The following is a 13170-nucleotide window of genomic DNA, read 5'->3' as shown; positions in this document are numbered from 1 at the left end:
GGTGGTGCCGCGGCCCCCGCGCCCGGGGCCGCGGCGGGCCGTCAGAGGCTGCCGCGCGATTCCCGGAGGTGTTCGGCCACGGGGGTCAGCGCGGAGCGGAGCCCCTCCAGGTCCTCCGCGGAGAAGAGGTCGATGAAGTGCTTGCGCACCGACGCGACGTGGTGCGGGGCGACCCGGCGCATGGTGTCCCAGCCCTCTTCGGTCAGGACGGCGTACAGCCCGCGGCGGTCCGACTCACAGCTTTCGCGGCGGACGAGGCCGGCGTTCTCCATACGGGTGATCTGGTGCGAGAGACGGCTCTTGGACTGCAGGGTGCTGGTTGCCAGATCACTCATCCGCAGCCGCCGGTCCTCGGCTTCGGAGAGGTTGACCAGGATCTCGTAGTCGTTGATGGTCAGCCCGAACGGCTGGAGGTCGCGCTCCAACTGGTGCATCAGCAGCCTGCTGACGTCCAGGTGAGTGCGCCAGGCACGCTGCTCCTGGGCGGTCAGCCAGGGGGTGTCGCTGTCGGTCGTCATGGATGAATTCTACCCGTAAAGTTGAAATATTAATTAATCGCGGCGGTGGGTGGCAGACCTCGGCCGGGATTCGGTGCCGGGTGTTGGTCAGACGTTCGAGGTCACCGTCCGCAGACTACCGCTCACAGCCCGAAGCGCCGTTGGAGCCCCCCGAGGTTTCCGGGCAACTGCGGCAGTTGTGAGCCACTTTGCGGAGCGTGGCCGCCGCCCGGCACGCCCGCCTCGTCCGGCACCGCGCCGGTCGCCAGCTCGGCCATCAGCTGCTCCGTCGACTGCAGCAGGACCGTGCCGGCGCCGATGAACTCGAATTGGTGCTCCTCGCCCGAGGCCCCGCCGATGCCGGTGTGCGCCCGTACTCCGCCAAGGAATCCGCGCAGGTACTGATGGTCGTAGTGGTGGCACGGGGAGGGGCAGTCGGCCCAGCCGACCAGGGCCTGCGGGTCGACCCGGACCGGTGGTTCGACGAACACCACCGGGCCGTTGGAGGCGGCCACGAACTTGCCCGTGCCGATGAGGGTGAGAAATCCCGGGATGATCGACTGCTTCAGCGACAGAGATGGCTGAAAGGCGAGCAAGTTGCCCGAGCGAATAGTGAGGTTGCCCTCATCCAGATCGTAGGAATTCACATCGAAGGCACGGTCAGCGAGGAGCATCTTGCCCTGGCCCTCGGCAACGACCCAGTCCGCGGCGTGCAATGGCGAATGGAACGCACCGGCGATCAGCCGGTCGAGGCGGCCGTGCCCGATGCCCTGGAAGTCGATCTGCCCGTAGTAGGCGATCATCTTCCCCTTCTGCAGGAACCATTGGCCGTTGAGCTCCACGCTGAAGGCGTAGGGATTGACGTTGTCATCGGCCGGGAGAGTCTGGACGTCGTGGACAACGGGACCGGTCACAGCTTTTCCTCCGACGCCTGTACGTAGACGGTGCCCTGGCCCGACAGCTCCAGCTGGAAGGCCTCGCCCGAGCCCCGGCCGACCATGTCGCGCCAGCCGAGGGCGGTGGACAGTTTGTTGCGGACCTCGCCGCGGTGCGCGACGTACGCCTGCGGGTCGACATGGACCGGGCGCTGGGGCGTGATCGGCAGCTCGATGACGCCGCCGTGGGCCATCACCGCGGCCGCGCCATGGCCCTTGAGGGTGGTGGTGAACAGGCCCTGGCCGGTGACCTGGCCGCGCACCATGCCCATCACCCCGCCCTGCGAGCCCATGAACATCGTGCCCTGCTGGAGCGACCCGTCGAAGGCCAGCAGCCGGTCGGCCTCGACGTACAGCGTCTCGCCCGCCAGATCGACGACATGGACGTGGTGGCCGCCGTGGCCGAACATGACGGTGCCGCTGCCCTCGACCGTCATCAGGGGCGTGGCCTCGCCGGCGATCCGGCGGCCGATCATCGAGCCGACGCCGCCCTGGCCGCCCTGGATGTTCGGGGTGAAGGAGACCTCGCCGCGGTAGGCGAGCATCGCGCCGCGCTGGCTGAACATCCGCTGGCCGGGGCCGATCCGGGCCTCCACCATGCGGGAGTTGAGGGCTGTGAACGGCATCAGACCTCACCGCCCACGGTGTTGCGCTCGCTGGGTTGGACGTACACCAGGCCCTCGCCCTCGAACCGGATCTGGAACGCCTCACCGGAGCCCTCGCCCATGAACGTACGGAAGTTGACCCCGGACTGGAAGTGCTGCTTGAGGTCGCCGGTGTGCGCGACGTATGCGCCCGGGTCGACCTGCAGGGGGGACTGCTTCGTGACCCGCAGCACCACCGCGGGCCCGTCGGAGGTGATCGCGGCCTGGCCGCGGCCCTCGACGGTGGTGGTGAACAGGCCGTTGCCCTGCGAGGCGCCGCGGAGCCCCGTGAAGGTGGTGCCGGTGCGCAGTGCCGCGTCCGTGCACAGCAGATTGCTGGCCTCGACGTACAGCTTCTCGCCCTGCAACTGCACCAGGTTGATCTCGCTCGCACGGTCGGCGAAATAGCAGGTGCCCTGCCCCTTCACCTCCATCACGGCCATCTGCTCGCCCGTGAGACGACGGGTGACCATGCCGCGCAGGCCCTCGCCGCCGCCGGACATCTTCTTGAACGACATCTGGCCGTCGTACGCGACCATCGCACCGTTTTTCGCCTTGACGGCATCGCCCGTCATGTCGACGGCGAGCACCTTGCTCCCTTGGAGCCGAAACTGAGCCACGCGTCAGACGGTAGTCGGCCGGAGCCGTGCGGGGCAGGTCCTTCGACCCTGACCCGGCCCCGGCTTTTCCCTGACCCGCCCCCGACGCGGTGATCGTCGGGGCGGCTGTAACAATGGAGCGAAGCTTGTGAACTCTTGCACAAGCACTTTGCTGCCTCCCATGCCGTCCGAACGAGGTTCCCGTGGACATCAAGACCGCCGCTGCCCTGCACCGACTGCGCCTGGCATCCATCCCGGAGGCGCTCTCCTTTCCGGCGCTGCTGATCTTCGGCACAGGATTCCGGATCGCCTTCGACTACGACTCCCTGGTGATGCCGCTCGGGCTGATCCACGGGCTGCTGTTCATCGCCTACGTGGTGCTGCTGCTGGACGTGTGGAACCGCACGAAGTGGCCCTTCAAGCGCGTCGCCTTCTTCTTCGTGCTCGCGATCCTGCCCTTCGGCGGACTGTTCGGAGACCGGGTCCTCAAGCGCGAGGAGGAGGCCGGCGTGATCGCCGCCCGCGCGCGCAGGGAGTCCGCTGCGCTCGGCTGAGCCGCCTTGGTTGCTCGCCGTTGTCGGCTTTCCCGCCGTTGTGGTGTCTCGCCGTGGCGCCTGCGGCAGGCGTGGATTTGTCGGGTGCGGTGACGGCCCTCCGGACTCCGTCCTGCGGGCCGCCCCCTCCCGTGGGTGGGTGGTAAGGGCCGGTGGGGGCTGGCGTTGCATGTCCCGTTTCTGATCGTGTCCACTGGGCGCGCGTGATCGATTACGTGCACCCCCACCTGTCTTTTCCCACACTCAACGGGAGGAGCCGGACCGCAGGACGGAGTCCGGAGGTCCGGAACCGCACCCGACAGCCCCGCGCAGCGGCAACCGCCCCGCCGCAGGCACAACGGCCAGAAACCCCCACGGCGGGACAGCCGAAAACGTGGGGGATCAGCACAGCGCAGCGCCCAGCGGCGTGCGCTCGTACAGCACCTGATGTCCGTGCCGGCGCGAGGCCAGCAGACCGGCCTCGCGCAGCACGGACAGATGCGCCGAGACGGACGAGGCGGCCAGCCCCAGCCGGTGCGCGAGCGCCGATGTCGATGCCGGCGCGTCGAGGGCGGCCAGCACCGCGGCCCGGTTCGGCCCCAGCAGCCGCACCAGCGCCGCGCCCGTCTCCGGCTCGTGCCACAGCCCGCCGATGCCGCGCGCCGGGTAGATGACGGTGGGCTGCCACGGCGGATCGAATCCGCTCACCACGTCGGGCCATACGAACACGCTCGGCAGCAGCAGCACCCCGCGGCCGTCCAAGTCCTGCATCTGTACGAAGTCGGTACGGGTGCGGACGGTGAGTGTGTCGCCGGACCAGGTGATCCGCGGATGCAGGTCCGCGAACAACCGTTGCAGCCCGCCTCCCGCCAACTGGCGTGACCGGTAGGCGATTTCGGCCTCCAGCAGCGCGCGCAGCCGTGGCCAGTCCGGGGCGAGCAGCGCGTGCCAGGCCCGTTCGGTGGCATCGGCCAGCTCCCGGATGGCCCGCGCCGGGTCCGCCAGCGCCGCCCGGCCGGGCGCCGACTCGGCGGCATCCGGCCTGCCCGCCAGCGACTTCGCCATCTCGGCGCGCGCCAGGGCCGGATCGGTGGCCCGCAGCCGCGCCAGCTCCTCGCCGAAGCCGGCCAGCGGGACGTCTGGCGGGCGGCCCAGGAAATCCGGTGTGTACCCGGGCCGCGGCGACGGCATGAACAGCCACAGCGGCGAGAGATCGAGTCCGGCCAGCGTCTCGCGCATCCGCCGCAGCCACGGCAGGTGATAGCCGTGCCGGTGGGCGTGCCGCAGGGTCCGTACGGCCTCGTGGGTCTCACACAGCGGCGAGATCGCGAACCGGATGCGCAGCAGGTCGTCGGCCCCGAAATGCAGGTCCAGCGGCACCGGCGGGCCCTCCCCTCCCCGGGATTCGGCTGGGGCCGAAAGACTACGACGCAGGCCCCGGCCCCGGCACGCTGCCGCCATGTCCTCGCCCTCCGGGCCCGCACAGCCGGGCCGCATCCCCGCACGCCCCGACGTGGGCGCTACGGCCCCCGGTGACCGTGGCGATACCGCCCCGGACGGTGGCTCGGGCGAAAAGGAACCGGACGGCGCGCGCCCCGGCGCGGCCGGCTACCGCGCCGTCTTCGCCGTCCCGGAGTTCCGCTACGTCTTCGCCGCGCACCTCCTCTCCTCCCTCGGCGTGGTCGTCTGCGAGATCGCCCTCTCCTTCCTGGTCTTCCGGCTGACCGCCTCGCCACTGCTGAGCGCGCTGACCTTCGCGCTCGGCCTGCTCCCGTACGTCGTCGGCGGCACGCTGCTGTCGGCCGTCGCCGACCGCTACCCCGCGCGCCGCGTCCTGGTCGTCTGCGATCTGCTGTGTGCGCTGGCCGCGGCCGGAATGGTGCTGCCAGGTACCCCCGTCGCGGTCCTGCTCGCACTGCGCTGCGTGATCGCCGCCATCGCGCCGGTCTTCGCCGGTACGCGCGCTGCGACGCTCGGCGAGATCCTCGGCGAGGGCGATCTGTTCGTGCTCGGCCGCTCGGTGATCCGCATCGTCAACCAGAGTGCGCAGCTCGCCGGTTTCGCCGCCGGGGGCCTGCTGCTGGCCGTCGCGACTCCCGCCACGGTGCTCGCCATCACTGCCGGTACGTTCCTCGGCTCGGCGCTGCTGCTGCGCCTGGGCACCCTCGTCCGCCCGGCGCGCGACGCGGCCCGCGGTGCTCTGCTGGGCGCCTCGCTGACCGGCACCCGCCGACTGCTTGCCGACCGCCGGATTCGCGCGCTGCTGCTGCTGACCTGGCTGCCGCCGACGTTCGTCGTCGTCCCCGAGTCGCTGCTGATCCCCTTCTCCGACCTCCTCGGCGTCGGCCCGGCCGGCCTGGGACTGCTGCTGTGCAGCATGCCCATCGGGGCGGTCGTCGCCGAGCCCCTGGTCGGCTCCTTCCTCGGCCCGCACGCCCGCGCCCGGCTCACCTACCCCATGGCCGTCTTCGCCGTACTCCCCTCCTTGGGCTTCGCCGCGCAGCCCTCGCTCGGCTGGGCCGTGCTGCTGCTTGTCCTGACCGGCACCGGAATCTCGTACAACTTCGGTGTGGACCGATGGTTCGTCGCCGCAGTCCCCGAGGAGCTGCTGGGGCAGGCCATGACGGTGATGCAGGCGGGGCGGATGACGATCATGGGGCTGGGGATGGCGCTGGCAGGGGTGGCCGCAGAGTTCGCACCCCTTCGGGTGGTGATGCCGGCCGGGGGAATCGTGGGGGCGGTGTGCGTACTGGCGGTGATCGCCGAGGTACGGCGCACGGCAGGGGAGGCAGGGGAGGCAGGAGAGATAGGGGAGGCAGGGGGAAAGCGGCGCCCTGGCCCGCTTCCCGCGACCGAAACCTGAGACGGAGCTGACCACAATATGACCGCCCGGTAGGGTCGGGTGCGTGCCGAAGCCGCTCAGCCTTGCTTTCGATCCCATCTCGCGCGCTGATGAACTGTGGCAGCAGAGATGGGGCGCCGTGCCCTCCATGGCCGCGATCACCTCTGTCATGCGGGCCCACCAGATCCTGCTGGCCGAGGTGGACGCGGTGGTCAAGCCGTACGGGCTGACCTTCGCGCGCTACGAGGCGCTGGTGCTGCTGACCTTCTCCAAGGCCGGTGAGCTGCCGATGTCGAAGATCGGCGAGCGGTTGATGGTGCATCCGACGTCGGTGACCAACACGGTGGACCGGCTGGTCAAGTCCGGTCTGGTGGCCAAGCGGCCGAACCCGAACGACGGGCGTGGAACGCTCGCCTCCATCACCGACAAGGGGCGCGAGGTGTGTGATGTGGCCACCCGCGAGCTGATGGCGATGGACTTCGGGCTCGGGGTGTACGACGCCGAGGAGTGCGGGGAGATCTTCGCGATGCTGCGGCCGCTGCGGGTGGCGGCCGGGGATTTCGAGGACAAGGGCTGAGGGCTGGGCTTACCCTCGCTGAGGGTCAGCGCGCTTGTGCCCCGCGTGTGCGGGGATGGCCCATCCAGAGTGCTCACCCGCTGCCGGGTGGTCGCGTGCGCCCCGCGTCCGCGGGGATTTTCCGGGCGGTTACGCTCGTACCCATGAAACAAGGCGTGCTGACCCGCTACCGGGTGATGGCCTATGTCACGGCCGTCATGCTCCTCATCCTGTGCGCGTGCATGGTGGCCAAATACGGCTTCGACACGGGCAAGGACCTCACCCTCGTCGTCTCCCAGGTCCACGGCGTGCTGTACATCATCTACCTGATCTTCGCCTTCGACCTGGGCTCCAAGGCGAAGTGGAAGTTCGGCAAGCTGCTGTGGGTGCTGGTTTCGGGCACCATTCCGACCGCCGCGTTCTTCGTCGAGCGCAAGGTCGTCAGCGAGATCGAGCCCCTGGTCGCGGGAGCGGCGCCGGAGCCGGTCAAGGCCTGAGCGCCCGCTTTTCACGCGCCCGTCCCGTGCTGCGGACGGGCGCGTTTGTGCTGCCCGGAGCCTGTGCCGGTGCGCCCTTCCCGTGACTCTCCCCGTCTCCCATCGACAATTACTAGGACGTCCTAGTAAATTCGAAGGTATGGACGCTGACGCGATCGATGAGGGCCGCCGTCGCTGGCAGGCCCGGTACGACTCCGCCCGCAAGCGGGACGCGGACTTCACCACGCTGTCGGGCGACCCCGTCGAGCCGGCGTACGGGCCGCGACCCGGCGACTCGGTCGAGGGGTTCGAGCGGATCGGGTGGCCGGGTGAGTACCCCTTCACGCGCGGCCTCTACCCCACCGGCTACCGGGGCCGGACCTGGACCATCCGGCAGTTCGCGGGCTTCGGCAACGCCGAGCAGACCAACGAGCGCTACAAGATGATCCTCAAGGCCGGCGGTGGCGGGCTGTCCGTCGCGTTCGACATGCCGACGCTGATGGGGAAGGACTCCGACGACCCGCGTTCGCTCGGCGAGGTCGGCCACTGCGGCGTCGCCATCGACTCGGCCGCCGACATGGAGGTCCTCTTCCAGGACATCCCGCTGGGTGACGTCACGACCTCGATGACGATCAGCGGCCCCGCCGTACCCGTCTTCTGCATGTATCTCGTCGCGGCCGAGCGTCAGGGCATCGACCCGGGCGTCCTCAACGGCACCTTGCAGACGGACATCTTCAAGGAGTACATCGCGCAGAAGGAGTGGCTGTTCCAGCCGGAGCCGCATCTGCGGCTGATCGGCGACCTCATGGAGCACTGCGCGAAGGGCATCCCCGCCTACAAGCCGCTCTCGGTGTCCGGCTATCACATCCGCGAGGCGGGGGCGACGGCCGCGCAGGAGCTGGCGTACACGCTCGCCGACGGCTTCGGGTACGTCGAACTGGGGCTCTCCCGCGGTCTGGACGTCGACACCTTCGCCCCGGGCCTGTCGTTCTTCTTCGACGCGCACCTCGACTTCTTCGAGGAGATCGCCAAGTTCCGTGCCGCGCGCAGGATCTGGGCCCGCTGGATGCGGGATGTGTACGGCGCCACGAGCGAGAAGGCGCAGTGGCTGCGGTTCCACACCCAGACCGCCGGTGTCTCGCTGACCGCCCAGCAGCCGTACAACAACGTCGTACGGACCGCGGTGGAGGCGCTTGCCGCGGTGCTCGGCGGCACCAACTCGCTGCACACCAACGCCCTGGACGAAACCCTGGCGCTGCCCAGTGAGCAGGCCGCCGAGATCGCGCTCCGTACGCAGCAGGTGCTGATGGAGGAGACCGGTGTCGCCAACGTCGCGGACCCGCTGGGCGGTTCGTGGTTCATCGAGGCGCTGACCGACCGGATCGAGGCGGACGCCGAGAAGATCTTCGAGCAGATCAGGGAGCGCGGGACGCGCGCCGTACCGAACGGGCAGCACCCGATCGGGCCGATGACCTCCGGGATTCTGCGCGGCATCGAGGACGGGTGGTTCACCGGCGAGATCGCCGAGTCCGCCTTCCGGTACCAGCAGGCGCTGGAGAAGGGCGAGAAGAAGGTCGTCGGGGTCAACTGCCACCACGGTTCGGTCACCGGTGATCTGGAGATCCTCCGGGTCAGCCATGAGGTCGAGCGGGAGCAGGTGCGGGTGCTCGCGGACCGCAAGGCGGCGCGTGACGACGCCCGGGTGCAGGACTCGCTGCGGGCGATGCTGGCGGCCGCGCGGGACGGCGGCAACATGATCGAGCCGATGCTGGAGGCCGTCCGGGCCGAGGCGACGCTGGGCGAGATCTGCGGGGTGCTGCGGGACGAGTGGGGGGTTTATACGGAGCCGGCTGGGTTCTGACACTGCTCATGGGGGTGGGGCTGTCGCGCTGACGGCCCCACCCCCACGTCTCAACTGCCGGCAGTGAGGGCGAAGCCGAGGGCCGGGCTGATGACGAACGCGCCGAAGAGGGCCGCCGCGGCGGCGCTGAGCACGATCTTGCGGGTTCGGGTGCCGGCGCTCGCACGCCACGCCGCCCACTGCTGGGCGATCGTGCGAGTGGTTTCATCAAAGCGCGTGAGCCAGGAGAAGAGCAGCACGGGGATGATGAAGAGGAGACCGGCAAAGCCGGTGGAGAAGTTGCCTATGGCTGCTTCGCGGCCGGCGACGGTGTAGTTCGCGGCGGACAGGACACTGAGAACGGTGCTGTCGTTGTGCCCCTGGACCGCGAGTTTGAAGCCCGGGTCGTACCCGGTGTCGAGGTTGCCCAAGGACGCCTTGTTGTCCACGACCTTCCCGTCGTCCGAGCGGAAGGTGCCGTCGCAGTCGTAATAGTGCGAGGCCGTGGAGCGGTGACTTGTGCTTTCACGGACGCATTCCTTGATCGTGAGCAGTCCGTGCGTGCCCGTGAGGCCCGCTGAGGTCAGCCCTTTGATGAAGAAGACGGTGAAGAACACCAGAGCGACGGCAAGGAAGAAAAGGTGCCCGTATAGCGTCTTCAAAGGTGTCTTGCCAGACATCCGTGGAGAGTTGGACATAGGGGGAATTCCCTTTCATGGTCATCGGCCGGTACTCCGGTAGGCACAGGCGTCGGCTACCGTACGGCATAGGCTTTAGCGGACTCTTGATGCAGCCGAGAACAAGGGGTACCCATGGCAGGCTCCGGATACGACGTGGATCCGGCCGTCCTCAAGTCGCAGGGCGATGTCTTCAAGGATATTGGCTCCGATTTCAGCGGTGCCGCCAAGAAGTTGGCGGCCACGCTCAAAGAGGCCGAAGACTGGGGCGACGACGATCTCCTCAAGTACTTCATGGACGTCTACACGCCGGTGAGTGCAGGTCTCGTCGAGTCGATGCCCACCCTCGGTGAAGGTCTCTCCACGATCGGGGAAAAACTCGAGGCGACGGGCGAGCATTACGCCACCACCGAGCAGGATCAGCATGATCACCTCGCCAAGTACACGGCGAGCCGCCCCAAATTCGCGAATTGACGTCGATTCAGCTCGGTACACCCCCACATACACCTCATAGACGAACGAAAATACGCTTCCCGGGGGAGTGAGTCATAGTGGCCACCATCATGCTTCCTGTCGAGGTCGACTGGGTCCTCGATCTACTGGGCTTCCAATGGCCCAATATCGACGAGGACAAGATGCGCGACGCGGCCGAGGCCTGGAGCAGCTTCGCTGCCTCTGTGCGTGCGGCCCAGCAGCAGGGAGAGAGTGCCACCCAAGCGGTGCACGGCGCCAACTCCGGTGAGGCGATCGAGGCGTTCGACAACAAATGGCGGAAGTTCTCGGGCGACGGCTATCTCGATGAGGCCGCCGACGCGGCCGAGGCGCTCGCCGTGGTGCTCCAGGTGGTGGCCGTGATCATCATGGTGATGAAGATCGCGGTGATTGCCCAGCTCATCGCGCTGGCCATCGAGCTCATCGCGGCTCAGGTCGCTGCTCCCGTCACCCTGGGCGCCTCCGAGGCCGGTGCCGCCGCGGCCACGGCAACCACCAGGGTCATCGTTCGCCGGATCATCAACGAGGCGAAGACACAGATCATCCAGGCCATCAAGGACGCCATCGCCAAGAAGGTGAAGCGGTCGGGCAGGGAGATCGCGATTGATCTGGCCAAGGAACTCGGCATCGACGCCGGCAAGAAACTCGCCGGGAACCTCGCCACGCAGGGGATCAAGAGCCACTTCGGGGCGCAGAAGGGGTTCGACTTCGGGGCTGCGGGTGAGGCCGTGGCCAAGCCCTTTGTCGACAAGGGGAAAGAGGTCGTCGACGGCGCCAAGGGCGTGGGCGAGGTCGGCCAGGGTCTCGGAAAGATGGCGACGGGCGATTTCAGCGAGGGCGCCAAGCAGGTCTACGAGGGGGAGCAGAAGGTCGCCAAGGTCGCCAAGACCGTTTACGGCGCCACCTACAAGGACCCTGAGCCGGCCGCCTCGGGTGCCGGCACGTCGTCGGAAGGCGGCGACGGCAGCTCCTCCGAGGGCGGTTCCAGTTCCTCGTCGTCCTCGTCCGAAGGCGGGTCCGGCGGCTCGTCCGAAGGTGGCTCCAGCGGTTCCTCCGAAGGCGGCTCCGGCGACTCGTCGTCCTCCAGCGGTGGCTCCGACGGCTCGGACTCGTCGTCTGCTGCCTCCGCGGGCGGAGCTGCCAGGTCCCGCGCCGAGAGCAACACCGACACCGACAACGACGGCCAGGACGAGGCCGCACGCGTCCGCAACGCCTTCGGCTGACGCAGACCCATACCGTCCGACAGGAGCCGTACCCCATGACCAGCAACAACGCCTTCACCAACCCCGGCGACCGCGAATACCCCATCGAGGAGAGGGACCTCTCCGAGGAGCAGAACGAGCACCTCACCAAGTCCCTCCGGGCCGTACGGAACAATCCGGCCACTCCGCCCGCCCTCCAGGACATTGCCCGCAAGATGCTCGGCGGCCGGCTGGAGCTCAAGGACGTGCTCGACGACCCGTCCGGGTATCGCGCGCTCACCGACGGCATCGCCGGGATGCGGGACAGCTGGCGGTCGATGTCGCCGCAGGACCGGCAGGCGGTTCGGGCGAAGGTCGAGGAGAAGGCGGAGGAGGCAGAGGCCGAGGGGGTTGGCGCCTCGTACCGGCCTCGTGAAGCGTGACGGTGTCCCCGTTACGCCACTCCGACCGGCAGCCGCATCCGGAACAACGCCCCGCCGCCCGGGGCCTGTTCGGCGCTGAGTTCGGCGCCGTGCGCGCGGGCGATCTGGCGGGCCATGGCCAGGCCGAGGCCGGAGCCGGGGAGGGCGCGGGCCGCCTTCGCGCGGTAGAAGCGGTCGAAGACATGGGGGAGGTCGGTGTCCGCGATGCCGGGGCCGTGGTCGCGGATGGTCAGGTCCAACTGGCCTGCGGTGAGGGTGAGTTCGGTGTCCACCGGTCCGCCGGGCGGGGAGAACTTCGCCGCGTTGTCCAGGAGGTTGGAGAGGAGACGGGCGAGGCGGGACGGCACGCCGGGGACGGTCGTCCCGGCCGCCGCCGGGTCGATGCGGGCGGTGAAGACGATTTCCGGCCAGTGCTCGCGGGCCGCGCCGACCGCGTGCTCCAGCAGAGCGGCCGGGCGTACCTGTTCCACCAGGGGCTGCGGCTCCTCGTCACGGGCGAGTTCGATCAGATCGTTGACGAGGGTGGTGACCTCGCGGAGCTGCCGGGCGAGGGCCGAGGAGGCGCGGTCGCGCTGGGCGTCGGTCAACCGGTCGGCGCGGGCGAGCAGTTCGGCGTTGGTGCGGAGCGCGGTCAGCGGGGTGCGGAGCTCGTGTGAGGCGTCCGCGACCAGCCGGCGCTGCGCGGTGACCGACTGTTCCAGCTCGCCGAGCATGGTGTTGAAGGTGGTGGCGAGGCGGGTGATCTCGTCCTCGTGGGCCGATGCCCCCCGGGGCAGTTCGATGCGGTGGCGGGCGTCTCGGGTGGCCGCGATCCGCTCGGCGGTGGCGGTGAGCCGGGCGACCGGCGCCAGGCCGGTACGCGAGACCCAGTAGCCGAGCACCGCGGCCAGCAGGACGCCCGCGCCGCCGACGGCCGAGAGCGCCCAGGCGGCGCGCTGTACGCCCGTTTCCACGGTGTCGGAGCGCAGCGCGACCTGGAGCGCCTCGTCCCTGCCCGGGAGGCGGGTGGTGAACATCCGGACCGGCTGCCCGGCAACCGTCAGCTTGCTGTAGTACGGCTCGTGCCGCCCGTCGGCGACCTTGCGGGTGGCGTCCGCGACCGGCAGCTCGTACCGCTCGCGCGGGTCCCTGGCCGGGTCGGACGGCACGATCTGGACGCAGGGCACGGCCTGGTACCGGCAGGAGGTGTCACCGGCGGTCGGGCCCCAGCCCCGGGTCTGGTGGGTGACCTGGGTGGCCGTCTGGGCCAGGTTCAGTTCGAGCTGGCGGGTCATCTGGTGGCGGAGGATCAGGAAGGCGGCGGCACAGATACCGATGGCCACCACGGCCACGGCCGCGGAGGCGGCCAGCGCCAGCCGGGTACGCAGCGGCCGCCGACGCACCCAGCGGGCACCGAGCCCACGCCGGCCGGTCATGTCGAAACCTCGATTCGCCCGGCCTCGCACTCGCTCGGCG

At 69.3% G+C, this 13170-nt stretch carries 15 protein-coding genes; 8 read left to right on the top strand and 7 right to left on the bottom strand.

The features are described 5' to 3' along the window. Positions 1-41: 41 nt before the first annotated feature. The 4 genes from AB0I10_RS09585 to AB0I10_RS09570 all read right to left on the bottom strand — a co-directional run bounded on the left by AB0I10_RS09585 (position 42) and on the right by AB0I10_RS09570 (position 2696). On the bottom strand, positions 42-518 hold the full coding sequence (locus tag AB0I10_RS09585; RefSeq protein ID WP_363151801.1) for a MarR family transcriptional regulator: 477 nt from the start codon (positions 516-518) through the stop codon (positions 42-44). A gap of 122 nt (positions 519-640) precedes the next feature. Beyond that, entirely contained in the window at positions 641-1411 is a 771-nt protein-coding gene (locus AB0I10_RS09580; protein ID WP_363151800.1) for an AIM24 family protein, read from the bottom strand. Next, the gene (locus AB0I10_RS09575) at positions 1408-2058 is read right to left on the bottom strand and encodes an AIM24 family protein (RefSeq protein WP_363151799.1); all 651 of its coding nucleotides are present in this window, start codon (positions 2056-2058) and stop codon (positions 1408-1410) included. The genes AB0I10_RS09580 and AB0I10_RS09575 overlap by 4 nt, the downstream gene beginning before the upstream one ends. Next, positions 2058-2696 (bottom strand): AIM24 family protein, encoded by a 639-nt coding sequence (locus tag AB0I10_RS09570; RefSeq protein ID WP_363151798.1) that lies wholly within the window; start codon positions 2694-2696, stop codon positions 2058-2060. Before AB0I10_RS09570 ends, AB0I10_RS09575 begins: the two co-directional genes overlap by 1 nt. Before the next feature lie 182 nt (positions 2697-2878). On the opposite strand from AB0I10_RS09570, the gene AB0I10_RS09565 reads away from it, so the two are divergent. After that, positions 2879-3229: a DUF3817 domain-containing protein gene (locus tag AB0I10_RS09565; protein WP_363151797.1), complete on the top strand. Its 351-nt coding sequence runs from the start codon at positions 2879-2881 to the stop codon at positions 3227-3229. Between the two features lie 381 nt (positions 3230-3610). Here the strand turns inward: AB0I10_RS09565 and AB0I10_RS09560 are convergent, their stop codons facing one another. Next, on the bottom strand, positions 3611-4588 hold the full coding sequence (locus AB0I10_RS09560; protein WP_363151796.1) for a DUF5937 family protein: 978 nt from the start codon (positions 4586-4588) through the stop codon (positions 3611-3613). Between the two features lie 79 nt (positions 4589-4667). Here AB0I10_RS09560 and AB0I10_RS09555 point away from each other — a divergent pair, with 79 nt between their 5' ends. The 4 genes from AB0I10_RS09555 (at position 4668) to AB0I10_RS09540 (ending at position 8943) form a co-directional block, all read left to right on the top strand. Then, the gene (locus AB0I10_RS09555) at positions 4668-6071 is read left to right on the top strand and encodes an MFS transporter (protein ID WP_363151795.1); all 1404 of its coding nucleotides are present in this window, start codon (positions 4668-4670) and stop codon (positions 6069-6071) included. 43 nt (positions 6072-6114) lie between these two features. Further along, entirely contained in the window at positions 6115-6627 is a 513-nt protein-coding gene (locus AB0I10_RS09550) for a MarR family transcriptional regulator (protein WP_363151794.1), read from the top strand. A gap of 143 nt (positions 6628-6770) precedes the next feature. Further along, on the top strand, positions 6771-7103 hold the full coding sequence (locus AB0I10_RS09545; protein WP_363151793.1) for a DUF3817 domain-containing protein: 333 nt from the start codon (positions 6771-6773) through the stop codon (positions 7101-7103). A gap of 139 nt (positions 7104-7242) precedes the next feature. Continuing rightward, positions 7243-8943 (top strand): methylmalonyl-CoA mutase family protein, encoded by a 1701-nt coding sequence (locus AB0I10_RS09540; RefSeq protein ID WP_363151792.1) that lies wholly within the window; start codon positions 7243-7245, stop codon positions 8941-8943. 50 nt (positions 8944-8993) lie between these two features. Here the strand turns inward: AB0I10_RS09540 and AB0I10_RS09535 are convergent, their stop codons facing one another. Next, the gene (locus tag AB0I10_RS09535; RefSeq protein ID WP_363151791.1) at positions 8994-9602 is read right to left on the bottom strand and encodes a hypothetical protein; all 609 of its coding nucleotides are present in this window, start codon (positions 9600-9602) and stop codon (positions 8994-8996) included. A gap of 132 nt (positions 9603-9734) precedes the next feature. Between AB0I10_RS09535 and AB0I10_RS09530 the strand changes: the two genes are divergently transcribed. The 3 genes from AB0I10_RS09530 (at position 9735) to AB0I10_RS09520 (ending at position 11715) form a co-directional block, all read left to right on the top strand. After that, the gene (locus AB0I10_RS09530) at positions 9735-10073 is read left to right on the top strand and encodes a hypothetical protein (RefSeq protein WP_363151790.1); all 339 of its coding nucleotides are present in this window, start codon (positions 9735-9737) and stop codon (positions 10071-10073) included. 89 nt (positions 10074-10162) lie between these two features. Further along, on the top strand, positions 10163-11314 hold the full coding sequence (locus AB0I10_RS09525) for a hypothetical protein (RefSeq protein ID WP_363151789.1): 1152 nt from the start codon (positions 10163-10165) through the stop codon (positions 11312-11314). A 35-nt stretch (positions 11315-11349) separates the two neighbouring features. Beyond that, a complete protein-coding gene (locus AB0I10_RS09520) occupies positions 11350-11715 on the top strand; it encodes a hypothetical protein (RefSeq protein WP_363151788.1) in 366 nt (121 codons plus the stop codon). A gap of 11 nt (positions 11716-11726) precedes the next feature. On the opposite strand, the gene AB0I10_RS09515 is transcribed toward AB0I10_RS09520, so the two are convergent. Then, positions 11727-13130, bottom strand: coding sequence for a HAMP domain-containing sensor histidine kinase (locus AB0I10_RS09515; RefSeq protein WP_363151787.1), 1404 nt, complete (start codon positions 13128-13130; stop codon positions 11727-11729). Positions 13131-13170: the final 40 nt, after the last annotated feature.

This window comes from Streptomyces sp. NPDC050636, from assembly GCF_040654775.1.
Lineage (GTDB): Bacteria > Actinomycetota > Actinomycetes > Streptomycetales > Streptomycetaceae > Streptomyces.
The sequence above is the reverse complement of the archived record's forward strand: the minus strand, read 5'-3'. Positions and strand labels throughout refer to the sequence as shown.